This is a genomic window from Kaistia algarum (genome assembly GCF_026343945.1).
GTDB lineage: Bacteria > Pseudomonadota > Alphaproteobacteria > Rhizobiales > Kaistiaceae > Kaistia > Kaistia algarum.
Genome location: NZ_JAPKNJ010000001.1, coordinates 2522559 through 2538275 on the forward strand (window position 1 = coordinate 2522559; position 15717 = coordinate 2538275).

A 15717-nucleotide genomic window follows, 5' to 3' on the forward strand; every position below is an offset into this window, starting at 1 on the left:
TCGCCTGCCGCGGGACGACACTCAATGTCCGATTTATGGGTCTTTGGCTATGGCTCGCTGATGTGGCGGCCTGGCTTTTCCTTTGCCGAGGCGCAGCCTGCACGCCTTTTCGGCGAGCACCGCGCGCTCTGCGTTTATTCCTTCGTTCATCGCGGGACGCCGCAGAAGCCTGGCCTCGTATTAGGGCTGGACCAAGGCGGGTCCTGCCGCGGCGTCGCCTTTCGCGTCGAGGCGTCGGACGCCGCTTCGACGATCGATTATCTGCGCGAGCGTGAACTCGTCACGCATGTCTATCGCGAGGTTCGGCGGCCGGTTCGCTTGGAGGATGGAAGCGCGAGAGCGGTCACGGCGCTCGCCTATGTCGTCGACCGCGCCCATGCGCAATATGCGGGCCGGCTCGAACCCGAGGCGGTTCTCGCCCATGTCCGCGATTCCGAGGGCCTTTCCGGGCACAATCGCGACTATGTCCTCGCGACGACGCGCCATCTCGAGCAAGCAGGTGTGCGCGATCCGCTGCTCGCCTGGCTCGCCCGCGAGCTGGAAGAGGACGCCGTCAGCCCGTCTTGAGGGCTGCGAGGCGTGTCGCGGCCTCCGGCGGCAGCGGGGGATGGTCGGCTTTGGCCGTCGCTTCCTGCAGCAATCGGTCGCTCGCCGGTTCGATCGTGCCGATGAGGCGGGCGAGGAAGGTTTTGGAATCGAGCCCTGGCGGAATCGGATCGAGCACCTCGATGATGATCGTGCCGGGATAGCGCAGGAAGCTGCGCCGCGGCCAATAGAGCCCGGCATTGAGCGCGATCGGATAAACCGGCACTTTCAGCTCACGATAGAGATGGATGATGCCGAATTTGTAGTCCGGCTCGGCGCCGACAGGGCGCCGCGTGCCTTCGGGAAAGAGGATGATCTGCTGGCCGGCGGCGATCGCCACCTTGGAATCGGCCGCGAGCTTCCGCAATGCCTTCGATCCGCCGGCACGGTCGACCGCGATCATCCCGGCCTTCCAGGTGTACCAGCCGAAAAGCGGGATCAGCATGAGCTGCCGCTTCATGACGAAGGTCGGGTCGTTCAGCATCGGAAACAGCGCCATCGTCTCGAAGGCGGATTGGTGCTTCGGCGCCAAAAGCGCGCCGCCCTTCGGCAGCTTGTCGAGGCCGCGCACTTCGATATGCGTGCCGGCGAGGACGCCGAGCGCCCACATGGTCGACGCGGTCCAGAACTTCACCACCGCGATCGCGGCCCGGTGCGGGAGAAAGAAATAGAAGGGCAGCGTGACGAGGATGATCGCCGCCATGATGGCGTAAAATGCGATCTGGAACAGGATCGAGCGGAAGATCAGCATGGCCGGGCTCTGCGGAGGCGTCGATGGATCGGCGTCAGCGCAGAACCTCGGATGTCGCCGCGGTGGCGCTCGCCGTTTCCGACGGCCCGGAACCGAGCAGCCCCCGTGGCGACTCGAAGACAAGCCGCGCCCTTGCGAGCGTATACTTCAGGTACTCCGCCAAGAGAAGCCTGACCGACGCCGCATGCCGCCACCAGTGGTCCATTTCGAGCTGGGGGTTGGAAACCGCATAAGGGATCAGTTCAATCTTCGGCATGGCGCTCGCCAGTTCGACCATGCTGCGCGGCATGTGGTAGTCGGACGTCACGACGATCAGCGAGCGGAAATTATGGTCCTCGGCCCAGATCTTCGCCTCGTCGGCATTGCCGATCGTGTCGCGAGCCAGATGGCCGAGATCGACGCGCGGATCGAGCGCGCCGGCCAATTTCGTCTCCAGTGCCGAGGCGATCTCGCGCCGCCCGACCGATGGATTGACGCCGGAGATCAGCAGTCGCTCGGCCCGGTTTTCGGCGAGCAGTGCCAGGGCGCCGTCGATCCGCGCGGCGCCGCCGGTCAAGGCGACGATGCCTTCGGCCTTGGGCGCCAGCGGGTGGTAGCTATCGCCGACCTGATCGACGAAGCGGACGAAATCGATGCCGATGCCAATCGCGGCCAGCACCAGGATGAGCAGAAGCCCGGAGATGATACGGCGGAGCGGCGACCGTCGCCGGGTTCCGCGTCGGCGCAAAATCCCCGCCCGTCCCGCTCCGTGAACGGGCCGGGATCCGTGAAGTTCGGACGGAATCGCATCGGTCATCGCACCAAGATGGTAGCAGATTGGGGCGGGGACTTGGCAAGATGGCGCGCGAGGGCCGCCCCTCGCCTCTATCAGCCGGCTTATTCGATCGAGGCGAGATGCCGGTAGACGGTGAGGCGTGACGTCACGGCCGTCATCAGCGCGATCAGCACGGCAATGAACAAGGCGCCAAGATAACCGGTCGGCCCAATGGCGAAACGGCCGAAGAGAGCGGAGACTTGGTCGCCCTCCGGCGTCGCGATCGAGCGGCCGATGAAGAAGGAAAGCACCGCGAAGAGCACGCAGGCGGAAGCCGCGCCCAGCAGGCCTCCCTTCAGGCCGAGGAGCAGGAAGTGGCGCTGGAATTCGCGCGCGATGAAGCCGGCCTCCGCGCCGACATAGTACAGCACCGAGACGATGTCGCGATTGGAGGACATGGCGCCGCGCGTCGCGAACACGACCGACAGCACGGTCGCGACGAAGACCAGCGCCAGGATCGAGAAGCCGATGATGACGGTTGCATTCGCCATCGCCTTCAGTCGGTCGGTCCAGGTCCTGTGGTCATCGAGGCTCGCCCCCTTCACCTCCTGCGACAGGCGCGCCGACAGCGCCGGCAGATTGACGGCCTCCGGATCGGAGAGTTCGACGACGATCAGATGCGGGATCGGCAGGTCGCTCATGTCGAGGCCGCTGCCGAGCCAGGGTTCCAGCAGCTTGGCGTTTTCCCAATCGGCGAGCGCCCGGGCCGAGGCGACGCCCGGCGCGGCGGTAGCGATATCGATCGCCTTCTGGGCCTCCCCCGCCGTATCGACGCCTTCGACCGGGCGGACCTGAATGGTGATTTCGCGCGTGATGTCGGACTGCCAGTCGAGCGAGGCATCGCGCACCAGCGTCACCGCACCGAGCGTCAGGCAGGCGAGGAAGCTCATGATCGCGACGACGATGGTCAGCGAGCGGCCGGCGATCGATCCGGCCGGGACGATCGGACCCGCCACTTGCGAGGCGGCGCCGCGCCGGCCGCGCTTCAGCAGGCGGCCGAACAAGCCGCTGCGGTCCTTGAGAGGGAAGGGATCGAGGCGCGTTTGGCGGGGATCACTCATAGATCGAAAGCCGCCCTTCATGCAGCACCATGCGGCGCGCATCGAACTGGTTCATGAGCCCGATATCATGGGTCGCGATCACGACCGAGGTTCCGAGCCGGTTCAATTCGACGAAGAGGCGCAGCAGCCGCTTGGCGAGCGGGGGATCGACATTGCCCGTGGGCTCGTCGGCAAGCAGGATTTCGGGCTGGCCGATGAGGGCACGGGCGATCGCGGCGCGCTGCTTTTCGCCGCCGGAGAGAATGGGTGGCAGGGCGTGGACGCGGTCGCCGAGCCCGACCCATTTCAGGAGTTCGATGACGTCGGCGCGGTAGCTTATCTCCTCGCGGCCAAGCACGCGCAGCGGCATGGCGACGTTTTCGAAGGTGGTCAGATGGTCGAGCAGGCGGAAATCCTGGAACACCACGCCAATGCGCCGGCGGAGCGCAGGCAGCTCGGTCTTGCGGATCGTCCCGACGTCACGGTCGAAGACGGTGACGAGGCCGCGAGTCGGCTTCAGCGACAGGAAGAGCAGCTTGAGCAACGTCGACTTGCCGGCGCCCGAGGGGCCGGTCAGGAACTGGAACGATTTCGGCGCGATCTGAAACGACAGATCGCGCAGGATCTCGGCACCCATTCCGTAGCGAAGGCCGACATTCTCAAAGCGGATCAATAGAGATTCCCCGTTCCGCCCCTGTGCCGCCAGACGCTGTCATGAGCCGTCGTCGACGGTAGGCTCGTGGCAACATGTCCGGAGCAGCGTTAACGACTTTCCAATCCCCGATGGTTCATGACTTGGAAATGTCATCCGATCAAGGCAAAGACGCGGCGCCGCCGACACTGTGCCTTCCCACGGATCGCGAATCGGTTTGATATCGTTGTTTTCCGGCGCCTGGCGTCGATCGGGGAGGTTCGGCAGTCTTGGCGGGAGCGGTTCCAGCGCGCGGGGCAGGGATTGGCAGACGCGACTGGCGCGATTCGGCCTCGCTGGTCCTGCTCGTCCTCCTGGTCCTGGGCTTCGTCGTCCTGCGAACGCCGATCGTCGCCGCGGCGCCGGGACTGGCAAGCCTCTATACGCGCCTTGGCCTGCCGGTCAATCTGCGCGGGCTCGAATTCCGTAACGTCGCGACGATGCGCGACAATGTCTCCGGCGCGCCGGGGCTGGTGGTGACGGGCGAGATCCTTGCCCAGGCCGGCGGCAATCGGGGCCTTCCGGCGCTTGCCTTCACGCTGTACGACGATCGCGGCCGCGAGGTCGGGGGGTGGTCGGCGCCGATCGACCACCGCCCGCTAGCTGCCGGCGAGACCGCGTCGTTCCGGTCGAGACTGGCCGATCCACCGGATTCGGCCAAGACAGTCAAGCTGCGCTTCGAAGGCGCGGCCGAAGGGAAATCCTGATGCCCGTAGTCCGCGGCCGGAACATTCGCGTCCTTTATGACATCGCCGATATCGACGCCCGCAATCGCGAACTCTCGGCGGAGATCGCCGCCAGCGGCTATGAGAACCTACTTGTCATCTCGATCCTGAAGGGCAGCTTCGTCTTTGCCGCGGATCTCATCCGCGCGCTGCACGATTCGGGGCTGGAGCCAGAGGTCGAGTTCATCTCTCTTTCCAGCTATGGCGCGGGATCGGCGTCGAGCGGCCAGGTCCGCGTCGTCAAGGATATCGAAAGTGACGTCGCCGGGCGTGACGTGCTGCTGATCGACGACATTCTCGAATCGGGGCGCACGCTCGCCTTTGCGCGCCAGCTGATGGTCGAGCGCGGCGCACGCCGCGTCGGTGTCGCCGTGCTGCTTGAAAAGCCGGGCAAGCGCGCGATCGAGATGGAGGCCGATCATGTCGGCTTCGTCTGCCCGGATCTGTTTGTCGTCGGCTATGGCATGGATGCGGCTCACGCTTTCCGCGAACTGCCCTTTGTTGGCGTGGTCGAGGACTGAGTTTTCAAGGGTTTTCGGGGGAAGATCGGTAATGGCGCGAATTCTGGTCACGGAAGACGACGATTCGGTCCGCAGCTTCGTGGCGCGGGCGCTGACGCTCGACGGCCACCGTATCGTCACGGCAGAGGACGGCGCCGATGCGCTGGAGACGCTCCGCCGGGAGGAGGGCGCGTTCGACCTGCTGCTTTCCGATATCCGCATGCCGATGATGGATGGCATCGCGCTCGCCAAGGAGGCGGCGCCGGAATTCCCCGATCTCACCATTCTGCTCATGACCGGCTACGCCGATCAGCGCGAGCGGGCCGAGGGGCTCGATCGCATCGTCCATGACGTGGTCCAGAAGCCGTTCTCCTTGGCCGAGATCCGCCACGCGGTCCAGGTGGCTCTCCGCGCGGCGATCGCCGCCTGCGAGCCGGCTTCGCCCGCCGCGGCCTTCGCTCAATAGCGCTGCAGCAGCCTTTCGAGATAGTCGCGTTCGATCAGCGGCCGGGCGGCATCGCCCAGCCGGCGGCGGATCGCGTCGAGAATCTCGCGGGCGCGCTGGGTATCGATCGCGTCCGGCACCTTCACGCTTGAGCCGAGGTCGTTGCCGCGGCCGACCTGCTGGCGGCCGAGCGGATCCTGTCCGGGCATGGTGCCGCCCTGCCGTGTTCCGGTGCTGCCTTGGCGGGCCATGCGCTCGGCAAGGCCCTTGGCGCCGTCGCGCAGCGCCTGCAGGGCCTGGCCTTGCGGGCCGACCGCCTGGCCGGGCTGTCCCCGGCCGAGCTGGTCCGTCGCCTCGCCCATGGCGCGTCCCGCCTGGCCGAGCTTGCCGTCCGGCTGCATGCCCTGGCCCTGCATCTGCTTCTGCAGATCTTCCAGCATCTTCGAGAGGTCCTGCTGGCCTTGCCGCAGCGCGTCCATCTGCTTCTGGCGCTCCTCGGGGGTCATTTCGGGCGGAGGCGGTCCGCTGCCATCGGTGTCGGGGTCCATCTTGAAGGTCTGGTCCATGAGCTGCTGCTGGCGGCGGATCATCTGGCCGAGCTTGTCCAGCGCCTGGCTCATCTCGCCGCCATCGCCTTGCTGGGCCTGCTGGCGGCCGGCCTCCATGTTCTCCATCATCTGCTGCAACTCGCTCAGCATCTGCTGTGCCGCCTCGCGCGAGCCGGTCTTGGCGAGATTCTCGATCTGGTCCAGCATCTTTTCGAGGTCCTGCTGGCTCATCACCCGCGCATTCTTGTCCATCGGCTGGGGGCTCGCCGACGGGTTCTTCTGCGCATTCTCGGCCAGCGCCTGCAGATATTTGTCCATCGCGGCGCGAAGATCCTTCATCGCCTTGTCGAGTTCTGCGTCGGAAGCGCCGTTCTCGATCGCCTGCTTCAGCGCCTCCTGCGCGGCGCGGAGATCCTGCGCGGCCAGCGACAGATCGCCGTCTTCGATGCCGAGCGCGATCTCCCAGAGGAAATCGACGACGGAGCGCAAATCATCGTCGTCACGTGCTCCGGTGATGCGGTGATAGGCGGCGCGCAGCGAGAGATAGACGCCGTCGCTGTCGAATTTGGAGGGATCCATCGTGATCGCGTCGAGGGCGGTCGCGACATAGCCGGCCCGATTGGCGTCGAGGGCCAGATTGCGGCGCTGTTCGACGACGGCCTTGGCGAGCGGGTTGGTGAACTGGCGGACGGGCAGGGTGAAATCGACCGGCGCGCTGCTGCCGGTCTGGCCGGCCTCGTCGGTCGCTTCCAGGCTCATGCGAACCTTGGCGCCGGCCCAGGGATGGGCGGAGAGATCGCGGATGGTCTCGCCGGTTCCCTCGCGCATGCGGAGGCGCGGCAGGTTCAGCGGCAGTTCCGGCGGTGCCACGAGCGGACGCGCCGCGTCATTCCCCGGACCTTCCGCCTTCGCGATGACGGCCTTGGCGGAGAGGACGCCATAATCATCGCTGACGGTATAGGAAAGCTGCAGGGCGCCTGACAGCGTCGCGCCGGGCTCGCGCGTCAACTCGATTTTCGGTGGCTGGTCGGGCGTGACCGCGAAATTCCAGGCGAGCAGCGGTCCGCCTCGGCGGTTCACCGCGACCTTGCTATCGGATCGGAGAACGACGCGGTGCTCGCCCAGCGTCATGGCGGCGGTGCCGTCCTTGGTCGCCAGCGGCGCAGCCGCTTCGAACGGCACCGAACCGCCCGTCGCGTTTTCGGCGGTGACCGAGAGATCTGCGTCGTCCGAGATGCGCACGGTTACGACCGATCCGAACGGTACGCGGATAGCGCTGCCCTCATTGGGGGCGCGGGCCGCATCGCCGGTGAGGAAGATCGGCGGCTGGCCGGTGTAGGTCGGCGGCGTAACCCAGGCATCGATCCGCGCCGCGGCCTCGGCGACGGGCAGGGTGGGCCGCAGGGCATCGCTGAGCCGCACGGCGCGGTCGGCGCCGGCTGAAAGAAACGTCATGAACAGCAGTAGCGGCACGAGAAAGCGCAGCGCATAGGGATCGCGCGCATTCATGCCGGGCGACGGCCAGCCGGCGCGCACGACGCGAAGGCTCTCGACCAGGCGTCGGCGATGCGCGCGCCAGAGCGCCAATGTCAGCGGATCCTCAGTCGGCGGCAGCTTGTCACCGAAGGCGACCGCTGGACGATGCGGCTCCGGGCTTTCCCGCGCGATGCGAGCCAGCGCCTCGTCCGCCGATGGCATCGCGATGCCGCCGAGGCGGATGACGAGGAACAGCAGGACGGTGCCGAAGAAGCCGAGCAGGCCGAAACGGGCCAGATCCGGCAGCCGCGACCAGAGACCGAACCAGGACAGGATGAGGAAGAGGCCGATGACGCAGAAAATCGGCACAAGGCGCGGCCAGAACCGCTCGAACAGCAGGACGAGACGTGCACGATCCGTCGCGGCGTCGATCCGCCGTCGGGCCTGCGTTTCAGCCGGGTGCGGCATGGCCCGCTCCCCGTCCGATCCGCTCAACGACGTTTCGCCGGCCGGCTCGGTCATCCACGCCCCGTTTATCCGTTTCGCCCGCCCAGCCGATCCGTGTCGTCAGTCTAGCAACATAGCTGGGGCGGGGCGAGCCCCGCGGCAAGGCTTCACCTGCGCCGATGCCGGACGTGGGGTGCCGCTAGTCCAGCCAGGGCGCGATATCGTCCATGCCGATCAGCGCTTCGTAGCTCTGGCGCGGCCGGATGATTGCGAAGCGGTCGCCGTCGACCAGAACCTCGGCCGCGAGCGGGCGGGTGTTGTAGGTCGAGCTCTGCACCGCGCCATAGGCACCGGCCGTCATCACGGCGATCAGGTCCCCGGGGTTCAGGACCGGCATGGTGCGGTCGAGGGCGAGATAGTCGCCCGTCTCGCAAACGCCGCCCACGACATCGGCGCGCATGGTCGGCGCATCCTCGGCCGGCAGGCGGACGGGGCGGATGTCGTGATGCGCTTCATAGAGCGTCGGGCGGATCAGGTCGTTCATGCCGGCATCGACGATCAGGAAGGTCTTGGATGAGCCTTCCTTGCGATAGACCACCTCGGAGACCAGGATGCCGGCATTGCCGACGATCAGGCGGCCGGGTTCGAAGAAGATGCGGGCGCCGAGATTGCCCAGGCGCTTCCTGACGATCGCGGCGAAGGCGACCGGATCGGGCGGGGGCGCATCGTCGAGGCGGTAGGGGATGCCGAGTCCACCTCCGCAATCGACATGATCGATGGCATGCCCGTCCTCGCGCAGCGCCAGCACCAGTTCGGCGAGCAGGCCATAGGCCGTGTCGAAGGGCTCCATATCGGTGATCTGGCTGCCGATATGCATGTCGACGCCGGCAATGCGCAGGCCCGGCAGCTTGGCGGCGCGGGCATAGACGGCGCGGGCATGCTCGAAGGGAATGCCGAACTTGTTCTCGGCCTTGCCGGTGGTGATCTTGGCGTGGGTCTTCGCGTCTACATCCGGGTTGATGCGCAGCGAGATCGCCGCCACCTTGCCCATCGCCGTCGCGATCTCGGAGATGCGGGCGAGCTCCGGCTCGGATTCGACATTGAAGCAGCCGATGCCGGTCTCCAGCGCCAGGGCGATCTCGCGCGCCGTCTTGGCAACGCCGGAAAAGACGATCTTCTGAGGCGCGCAGCCGGCGGCGAGCGCGCGGCGCAGTTCGCCTTCGGAGACGACGTCCATGCCGGCGCCTTCGCGCACGAGGAGCTTCAGCACGGACTGGTTCGAATTGGCCTTCATGGCGTAGCAGACGAGCGTATCGAGCCCGGCGAGCGCATCGCGGAAGACGCGGAAATGCCGGGTCAGGGTCGCCGTGGAATAGCAATAGAACGGCGTACCGACCGCCGCCGCGATCGTCGGCAGCGGCACGTCCTCGGCATGGAGCACGCCGTCCTGATATTCGAAATGGTTCATGGTGCCTGAATCCCGCCAGATCGCTCGCGCACGCTTACGCTCATGCGCTTCCGATTGGCGGACTAAGAAGAAAAGTTCAAGCGCCGCGCAATCGGCGAGGCGCCGGTCGGGTCAGACCGTGGTCACAGCAGATAGTCGAGCCACAGTTTCTTGTCGGGCTTCAGCGGCTGCGAGGTGTCGACCTTCTGGCCGGCTTTCGCCGCTTCGGCGGCCATGGTGGCCTGAACGCCGCCGGGCGGCGGCTCGGGCGGACCCTTGACGCCGCAGCCGGCGAGAGCAAGGGCGGCGAGGACGAGGGCAAGGCGGGTCGCGGCGGCCAAGATCGGCAACTCCTCAGGCTCTTCGGTGCGGCGGTGCATCATATCCGATCGTCATGCGGCGTCACCCCCGTTCCGTGCGCCGCGACGCTTCTCTTGCCAGCGCGCGTTGCCAGCGCTTTGCCTGCGAGCGGACGTTCTTCGGCGATGTTCCGCCATAGCTGGTACGGCTCTTCACGGATTTGTCGACCGTCAGGACCGAATAGACCGCGTCGGTGATCGCCGGGTGCACCGAACGCATGTCGTCCAGCGGCACGCGCGACAGCTCGACGCCGCGTTCGGCTGCGATCGCCACGATACGGCCGGTCACGTGATGGGCATCGCGGAAGGGCAGCCCGGCCACGCGAACCAGCCAATCCGCGAGATCCGTCGCTGTCGAGAATCCAGAGCCGGCTGCCTTCTTCAGGGTCGCCGCTTCCGGCTCCATGTCGAGCACCATGCCGGTCGTCGCGGCGATGGCGAGCTCCAGGCTTTCGAACGCATCGAAGGCCTGTTCCTTGTCTTCCTGCATATCCTTTTGATAGGCGAGCGGCAGGCCCTTCATGACGATCATAAGCGCCGTCTGCGCCCCGATGATGCGCCCCGTCTTGGCCCGGACCAGCTCAGCCGCATCGGGATTGCGCTTCTGCGGCATGATCGACGAGCCGGTGGTGAACTTGTCGGAAAGCTTGATGAAGCGGAACTGCGCCGACGACCAGATCACGATCTCCTCGGCGAACCGGGAGAGATGAATGGCGCAGAGGCTGGCGGCGGCCAGCGTCTCGATGACGAAATCGCGGTCGGAGACGCTGTCGAGCGAATTGGCGGTCGGGCGGTCGAAGCCAAGCGCCGCCGAAGTCGCGAAGCGGTCGATCGGGAACGAAGTCCCAGCCAGAGCCGCCGCGCCGAGCGGGTTCTCGTTGAGGCGCCGCCGCGCATCCTGGAAACGGCCACGATCGCGCGCGATCATCTCGACATAGGCGAGCATGTGATGGCCGAAGGTGACAGGCTGCGCGCTCTGGAGATGGGTGAAGCCCGGCATGACCTGACCGGCATGGGCGAATGCCTTGTCGGCGAGGGCGACCTGCAGCTGGTGCAGCGAGCCGTCGATGGCGTCGATCGTGTCGCGCACATAGAGCTTGAAGTCGGTCGCGACCTGGTCGTTGCGCGAGCGGGCCGTGTGCAGGCGGCCCGCCGGTTCGCCGATCAGCTCCTTCAGGCGCGATTCGATGTTGAGATGGATGTCTTCGAGCGCGCGCGAGAACTTGAACGTCCCGGCCTCGATTTCTCGCAGGATCGTGTCTAGACCCCCCACGATCTTTTCGGCATCGTCCGCGCCGATGATGCCCTGGCGGGCGAGCATGGCGGCGTGGGCCTTGGAACCTTCTATGTCCTGGGAATAGAGCTTCTTGTCGAAATCGATCGACGCGTTGATCTCTTCCATGATCGCGGCCGGACCTTCCGAGAAGCGGCCGCCCCACATCGAATTGCTCATGACCCTCGGAAACCTCTTCAAAGGCAGGACGAAATGAACGAAGCGCGCGACATGTCGCGACCCCGAAAGACGCGTCTGTGGCCGGTGCTCGTCCTGGCGGCGGTCCTCGGGATCGCGGCCGGGATTGGCGTGCTATACGTGAAGGAAGGCCGGAAAGGCAATCTCGGCACCGATGTCGCGGGTGTCGATTGCGCTCCCGCGGTGAAGGCGGCCGGCCTTCTGGCGCCGCTGGCGCGCGGCGAGGTCGCCGCTTTCCAGGTCGCGACCGAGCCGGTGTCGCTCGCCCATCTCGCCTTCGCCAAGGGCGATGGCAGCGCGGTGACCCTCGCCGAATTCTCCGGCAAGACCGTTCTCCTCAATCTATGGGCCACGTGGTGCGCGCCCTGCCGCAAGGAAATGCCGGCGCTCGACGCCCTCGAGGCGGCGGAGGGTAGTGCCGATTTCGCGGTCGTGCCGGTCTCGATCGACACGCAGGGCCCCGAGAAGCCGAAAGCCTTCCTGGCCGAGATCGGCGTCAAGGCGCTGCCGCTCTATGCCGACCCGACGACGAAGATCTTCACCGGCCTCAAGTCGCAGGCGATGGCCGTCGGCCTGCCGACGACGGTTCTCATCAACGCCAAGGGCTGCGCGCTCGGTGTTATGTCCGGCCCGGCGGAATGGAATTCCGAGGATGCGAAAGCGCTGATCGCCGCGGCAAGGAAGAGCGTCTGAGGGCTCTCGGCGGTTCGGGCAGGTTCAGGCCCTGCTTCCCGGATGAGAATCTTCAGCCGTCCGTTCCAGCAAGTCGTCGCGGCGGCGTCTGTCGGAGCGCGACGAGCACGATCATGGCGAGGCCGGTGAGAAGCGCCCCGCCCAGCGCAAGCGGCCATAGCCCGAGCGCAATGAAGGGGGCGATCAGCGCCGTCCCCGCTGCGGCCGTGCCGAGGATGCCGGCGACGACGAGGGCCGCGCCGCGTGAATGATCGCCTTCGGCGGCGAGGATTGCCTGGTGGAAACCGATCGGCCCCCGGATGCCGAAGCCGAGATTGACGAAGATCCAGATCGATACGATTACGGCGAGGCTGGTTCCACCCGTCGCCGCATAGATCAACAGGAGAAGAAACGCCGTTGCCAGAAGCGAGGTGCCGGCGAAAATGATCCGCTCGGTTCCGAAACGATTGGCCAGACGGCTCGACAAATTGGCGCCGATGATGAAGGCGACGATGCCGACGGCCTGCAGAATGACGAACGCTTCGATTCCCAAGCCGAGCGGACCGGCGAGGACCGCCGGCGCGCCGAAGACAAACACCAGCAATCCGCCCAGCGCGAAGGACTGGCTGAGCGCGTAGCGCAGGAAATTCCGGTTGCCGAGGATCGTCCAATACGTCTGGTTGCTCTGCAACGCTTCCGTGCGGGCTGGCAGTTCTTTGCCAAGCGCCCACAGGACCAGCGTCAAGGCCAGTCCCAGGCCGCCGAGCACGAAGAACGACACCTCCCATCCGCCCAGCGTCAACAGATAGGCGCCAGCGATGGGCGCCAGCGCCGGCGCCAGGGACTCGATCGAGCCCAGCCGACCGATTGCGGCGGCCGCTCGGTCATCCGGGAAGATGCCCTTGATGAAGCCGGGGGCGAAGACGGCCGGTCCCGCCCCGAACGCCCCTTGCGCCAATCGCAGCGCGATCAGTCCCTCCATGGAAGGAGCAAAGGTCGCTGCGATCGATGCCACCGTGAAAAGGCCGAGCGACCAGATCAGCAACCGGCGCGGATCCCGGCGTGCACCGAGCTCTCCAAAGGCGATGAGGCCGACAAGGGTGCCGAGCGCATAGGCGGCGAGCACCATCTGTGCCTTCTCGACCGAGCTGTCGAAGGCATGCGGCAGGCTGGGGACGGCCGGCAGCACCAGATCCGTCCCGGCGATGCCGAGCAGGGTCGAAGCGGCGACGAGGCCAAACAGGGCATGGGGATTGAGCTTCCGGGTCATGCCGGGCGTATATCATCGGGGATGGCGAAGCTGAAGCTCGGCCAAGGTGGATCGCGCCCGCCATTTCGTTCGGAAGGCTGCACCTTGGGCATTTGCGGAGCGTAGCTGCCAGCCCGCTCCCACCCTGCGCTTGAATACGATCTCGGCGAACTTAAGCTAGATAGGCTGGATCAAAAGGAGCATCTCGTGCGGGAAGTCGGTGCCTTCGACGCCAAGAATCGACTTGGTGCTCTGCTGGACCTTGTCGAGGCCGGCGAGGAAGTCGTCATCACGCGGCATGGCAAACCTGTCGCCCGCCTCGTGTCCGAGGCGGGACGATCCGACCAAGGCAAGGCGCGAGCGGCGGCGGCGCGGATTCTGGAGGCAAGCAAGGGTGTCAGGCTCGGCGGGCTCGAGATTGGCGATCTGATCGATGAAGGCCGGCGTTGACCTCGTCATTGACGCGTCGCTGATGCTTGCCTGGCATTTCGAGGATGAGCACGAGCGCCGCAGGTTGCCGCGCGACGCTTGATGACGCACTGGCGCGCGCGGCGCGGAAAGCGGCGGTCGAAGTATTGCCGTAACCCGCCTACCGCGTCGGGACCGGGACCTCGCCGCGATAATCGTAGAAGCCGCGATGGGTCTTGCGGCCGAGCCAGCCGGCTTCGACATATTTCACCAGCAGCGGGCAGGGACGGTATTTCGAATCCGCCAGCCCCTCATAGAGCACCTGCATGATCGAGAGGCAGGTATCGAGGCCGATGAAATCGGCGAGCTGCAGCGGTCCCATCGGATGGTTGGCGCCGAGCCGCATCGCAGCGTCGATCGCCTCGACCGAGCCGACGCCCTCATAGAGGACGTAGATCGCCTCGTTGATCATCGGCAGCAGGATGCGGTTGACGATGAAACCGGGGAAATCCTCCGAGACGGTGACGGTCTTGCCGAGCGCCGCGACATAGGTCTTCGCCGCGTTGAAGGTCTCATCCTCGGTCGCGATACCGCGGATCAGCTCGACGAGCTGCATCACCGGAACCGGATTCATGAAGTGAATGCCGATGAAGCGCTCCGGCCGGTCTGTCGACGAGGCGAGGCGGGTGATCGAGATCGACGAGGTGTTGGTGGCGAGCATCGCCTCGGGCCGAAGGGCCGGACAGACCGAGGTGAAGATCTTGCGTTTTACCTGTTCGTCCTCGGTCGCCGCCTCGATCACGAGGTCGCAGACGCCGAGTTCGTCGACGGTGATGGCGGGCTTGACCCGGGCGAGCGCCGCCTTGCGGTCTTCCTCCGAAATGCGGCCGGAATGAACCTGGCGCGACAGGTTGCCGTCGATCGTTGCGAGCCCCTTGCGGACCCGCTCCTCGGCGATGTCATAGACATAGACGTCGAAGCCGGCGAGGGCCGTTACATGGGCGATGCCATTGCCCATCTGCCCGGCGCCGATCACTCCGACCGTCGAAATCGCGCTGCTCATGGTTCCGACGACCCTCCATCCGCCGTCCTGTCCGGCAAGGACGGCAATCTAGACCAAAGAACCATGGGCGTCTAAGCGAAAGGCGGACTATCCGTTGCCCAGCGCTTCGACGAGCGCCGGCACCGCGGTGAAGAGATCGTCGACCAGCCCGAAATCGGCCACCTGGAAGATCGGGGCGTCGCCATCCTTGTTGATCGCGACGATCACCTTCGAGTCCTTCATGCCGGCAAGATGCTGGATGGCACCCGAAATGCCGACCGCGACATAGAGATCCGGCGCGACCACCTTGCCGGTCTGGCCGACCTGGAGGTCGTTGCCGGCATAGCCCGCATCGACCGCCGCCCGGGATGCGCCGATGGCGGCCTTCAGACGATCGGCCAGCGGCACGAGGACTTCCTCGAACTTCGCCGCCGAGCCGAGAGCCCGGCCGCCCGAGACGATGACCCGGGCGCTTGCCAGTTCCGGTCGCTCCGAGACGGAGAGATCCGCGCCGACGAAGCTGGAAAGATGCGCGTCGCCGGGCGCTCCGACGGTCTCGATCGGCGCCGAGCCCTCGGCTTCCACCGCCGGGAAGGCCGAGATGCGGACCGTGATGATCTTCTTCGGATCGAGCGAGCGGACCGTCTCGATGGCGTTGCCGGCATAGATCGGCCGCTCGAAAGTGTCCGCCGACACAACCCTGGTGATGTCGGAGACCTGCATCACGTCGAGCAGGGCGGCGAGCCGCGGCAGTACATTCTTGCCGAAGGAGGTGGCAGGCGCGACGATGGAATCATAGCCGTCGGCGAGCGATACCAGCAGCCCCGCCACCGGTTCGGCACGCCGATGGGCGAGCGAATCATCGTCGGCGAGCAGGACCTTGTTGACGCCATGGAGCTTCGCCGCGGCCTCCGCGACGGCGCGGCATCCCTGGCCGGCGACAAGAATGTCCACCGGCGCTCCCAGCGCGGCGGCGGCGGTCAAGGCGCGCGCGGTCGCCTCGTTGAGGCTCTTGTCGTCATGTTCGGCGAGAAGGAGCGTTGCCAT

At 66.2% G+C, this 15717-nt stretch carries 17 protein-coding genes; 6 read left to right on the top strand and 11 right to left on the bottom strand.

Going from position 1 to position 15717, the window contains the following annotated elements:
- Positions 1–24 precede the first annotated feature (24 nt).
- Entirely contained in the window at positions 25–567 is a 543-nt protein-coding gene (locus OSH05_RS12135) for a gamma-glutamylcyclotransferase (protein WP_104219614.1), read from the top strand.
- Here OSH05_RS12135 and OSH05_RS12140 read toward each other — a convergent pair.
- From OSH05_RS12140 to ftsE, 4 genes are all read right to left on the bottom strand, one after another.
- Positions 554–1336 (bottom strand): lysophospholipid acyltransferase family protein, encoded by a 783-nt coding sequence (locus OSH05_RS12140; protein WP_104219615.1) that lies wholly within the window; start codon positions 1334–1336, stop codon positions 554–556. The two genes, OSH05_RS12135 and OSH05_RS12140, sit on opposite strands and share 14 nt — an antisense overlap.
- A 34-nt stretch (positions 1337–1370) precedes the next feature.
- On the bottom strand, positions 1371–2063 hold the full coding sequence (locus OSH05_RS12145; protein WP_165801613.1) for a YdcF family protein: 693 nt from the start codon (positions 2061–2063) through the stop codon (positions 1371–1373).
- 149 nt (positions 2064–2212) lie between these two features.
- Complete coding sequence (locus tag OSH05_RS12150; protein WP_266352291.1) at positions 2213–3211, bottom strand: cell division protein FtsX; 999 nt, start codon at positions 3209–3211, stop codon at positions 2213–2215.
- On the bottom strand, positions 3204–3863 hold the full coding sequence (gene ftsE / locus OSH05_RS12155) for a cell division ATP-binding protein FtsE (protein ID WP_104219617.1): 660 nt from the start codon (positions 3861–3863) through the stop codon (positions 3204–3206). Before ftsE ends, OSH05_RS12150 begins: the two co-directional genes overlap by 8 nt.
- Positions 3864–4111: 248 nt before the next feature.
- Here ftsE and OSH05_RS12160 point away from each other — a divergent pair, with 248 nt between their 5' ends.
- From OSH05_RS12160 to OSH05_RS12170, 3 genes are read left to right on the top strand one after another with little or no spacing between them, the layout of a single operon-like run.
- The gene (locus tag OSH05_RS12160) at positions 4112–4588 is read left to right on the top strand and encodes an FxLYD domain-containing protein (protein WP_104219618.1); all 477 of its coding nucleotides are present in this window, start codon (positions 4112–4114) and stop codon (positions 4586–4588) included.
- The gene (hpt, locus tag OSH05_RS12165; protein WP_104219619.1) at positions 4588–5127 is read left to right on the top strand and encodes a hypoxanthine phosphoribosyltransferase; all 540 of its coding nucleotides are present in this window, start codon (positions 4588–4590) and stop codon (positions 5125–5127) included. The genes OSH05_RS12160 and hpt overlap by 1 nt, the downstream gene beginning before the upstream one ends.
- 31 nt (positions 5128–5158) lie before the next feature.
- On the top strand, positions 5159–5572 hold the full coding sequence (locus tag OSH05_RS12170) for a response regulator (protein WP_104219620.1): 414 nt from the start codon (positions 5159–5161) through the stop codon (positions 5570–5572).
- Here OSH05_RS12170 and OSH05_RS12175 read toward each other — a convergent pair.
- From OSH05_RS12175 to argH, 4 genes are all read right to left on the bottom strand, one after another.
- Positions 5566–8043: a TIGR02302 family protein gene (locus tag OSH05_RS12175; protein ID WP_266352292.1), complete on the bottom strand. Its 2478-nt coding sequence runs from the start codon at positions 8041–8043 to the stop codon at positions 5566–5568. The two genes, OSH05_RS12170 and OSH05_RS12175, sit on opposite strands and share 7 nt — an antisense overlap.
- Before the next feature lie 178 nt (positions 8044–8221).
- Positions 8222–9490: a diaminopimelate decarboxylase gene (lysA, locus tag OSH05_RS12180; RefSeq protein ID WP_104219622.1), complete on the bottom strand. Its 1269-nt coding sequence runs from the start codon at positions 9488–9490 to the stop codon at positions 8222–8224.
- A gap of 122 nt (positions 9491–9612) precedes the next feature.
- Positions 9613–9810: an LPS translocon maturation chaperone LptM gene (lptM, locus tag OSH05_RS12185; RefSeq protein ID WP_104219816.1), complete on the bottom strand. Its 198-nt coding sequence runs from the start codon at positions 9808–9810 to the stop codon at positions 9613–9615.
- Between the two features lie 61 nt (positions 9811–9871).
- On the bottom strand, positions 9872–11281 hold the full coding sequence (argH, locus tag OSH05_RS12190; protein ID WP_104219623.1) for an argininosuccinate lyase: 1410 nt from the start codon (positions 11279–11281) through the stop codon (positions 9872–9874).
- A gap of 51 nt (positions 11282–11332) precedes the next feature.
- On the opposite strand from argH, the gene tlpA reads away from it, so the two are divergent.
- Positions 11333–11992, top strand: a complete 660-nt coding sequence (tlpA, locus tag OSH05_RS12195; RefSeq protein ID WP_104219817.1) for a thiol:disulfide interchange protein TlpA — start codon at positions 11333–11335, stop codon at positions 11990–11992.
- 52 nt (positions 11993–12044) lie between these two features.
- Here the strand turns inward: tlpA and OSH05_RS12200 are convergent, their stop codons facing one another.
- Entirely contained in the window at positions 12045–13241 is a 1197-nt protein-coding gene (locus OSH05_RS12200) for an MFS transporter (protein WP_104219624.1), read from the bottom strand.
- A gap of 186 nt (positions 13242–13427) precedes the next feature.
- On the opposite strand from OSH05_RS12200, the gene OSH05_RS12205 reads away from it, so the two are divergent.
- Positions 13428–13670: a type II toxin-antitoxin system Phd/YefM family antitoxin gene (locus OSH05_RS12205; RefSeq protein ID WP_104219625.1), complete on the top strand. Its 243-nt coding sequence runs from the start codon at positions 13428–13430 to the stop codon at positions 13668–13670.
- 139 nt (positions 13671–13809) lie between these two features.
- Here OSH05_RS12205 and OSH05_RS12210 read toward each other — a convergent pair whose 3' ends face one another.
- Positions 13810–14691: a 3-hydroxybutyryl-CoA dehydrogenase gene (locus OSH05_RS12210; protein ID WP_104219626.1), complete on the bottom strand. Its 882-nt coding sequence runs from the start codon at positions 14689–14691 to the stop codon at positions 13810–13812.
- 87 nt (positions 14692–14778) lie between these two features.
- The gene (locus OSH05_RS12215; protein WP_104219627.1) at positions 14779–15717 is read right to left on the bottom strand and encodes an electron transfer flavoprotein subunit alpha/FixB family protein; all 939 of its coding nucleotides are present in this window, start codon (positions 15715–15717) and stop codon (positions 14779–14781) included.

What these genes read in the sequence shown, in the direction of transcription:
- OSH05_RS12135 (WP_104219614.1), top strand. Translation starts at nt 25, where the DNA reads ATGTCCGATTTATGGGTCTTTGGCTATGGCTCGCTGATGTGGCGGCCT.
- OSH05_RS12140 (WP_104219615.1), bottom strand. Translation starts at nt 1,336, where the DNA reads ATGCTGATCTTCCGCTCGATCCTGTTCCAGATCGCATTTTACGCCATC.
- OSH05_RS12150 (WP_266352291.1), bottom strand. Translation starts at nt 3,211, where the DNA reads ATGAGTGATCCCCGCCAAACGCGCCTCGATCCCTTCCCTCTCAAGGAC.
- hpt (WP_104219619.1), top strand. Translation starts at nt 4,588, where the DNA reads ATGCCCGTAGTCCGCGGCCGGAACATTCGCGTCCTTTATGACATCGCC.
- OSH05_RS12170 (WP_104219620.1), top strand. Translation starts at nt 5,159, where the DNA reads ATGGCGCGAATTCTGGTCACGGAAGACGACGATTCGGTCCGCAGCTTC.
- OSH05_RS12175 (WP_266352292.1), bottom strand. Translation starts at nt 8,043, where the DNA reads ATGCCGCACCCGGCTGAAACGCAGGCCCGACGGCGGATCGACGCCGCG.
- lysA (WP_104219622.1), bottom strand. Translation starts at nt 9,490, where the DNA reads ATGAACCATTTCGAATATCAGGACGGCGTGCTCCATGCCGAGGACGTG.
- argH (WP_104219623.1), bottom strand. Translation starts at nt 11,281, where the DNA reads ATGAGCAATTCGATGTGGGGCGGCCGCTTCTCGGAAGGTCCGGCCGCG.
- tlpA (WP_104219817.1), top strand. Translation starts at nt 11,333, where the DNA reads ATGTCGCGACCCCGAAAGACGCGTCTGTGGCCGGTGCTCGTCCTGGCG.
- OSH05_RS12200 (WP_104219624.1), bottom strand. Translation starts at nt 13,241, where the DNA reads ATGACCCGGAAGCTCAATCCCCATGCCCTGTTTGGCCTCGTCGCCGCT.
- OSH05_RS12210 (WP_104219626.1), bottom strand. Translation starts at nt 14,691, where the DNA reads ATGAGCAGCGCGATTTCGACGGTCGGAGTGATCGGCGCCGGGCAGATG.
- OSH05_RS12215 (WP_104219627.1), bottom strand. Translation starts at nt 15,717, where the DNA reads ATGGCAACGCTCCTTCTCGCCGAACATGACGACAAGAGCCTCAACGAG.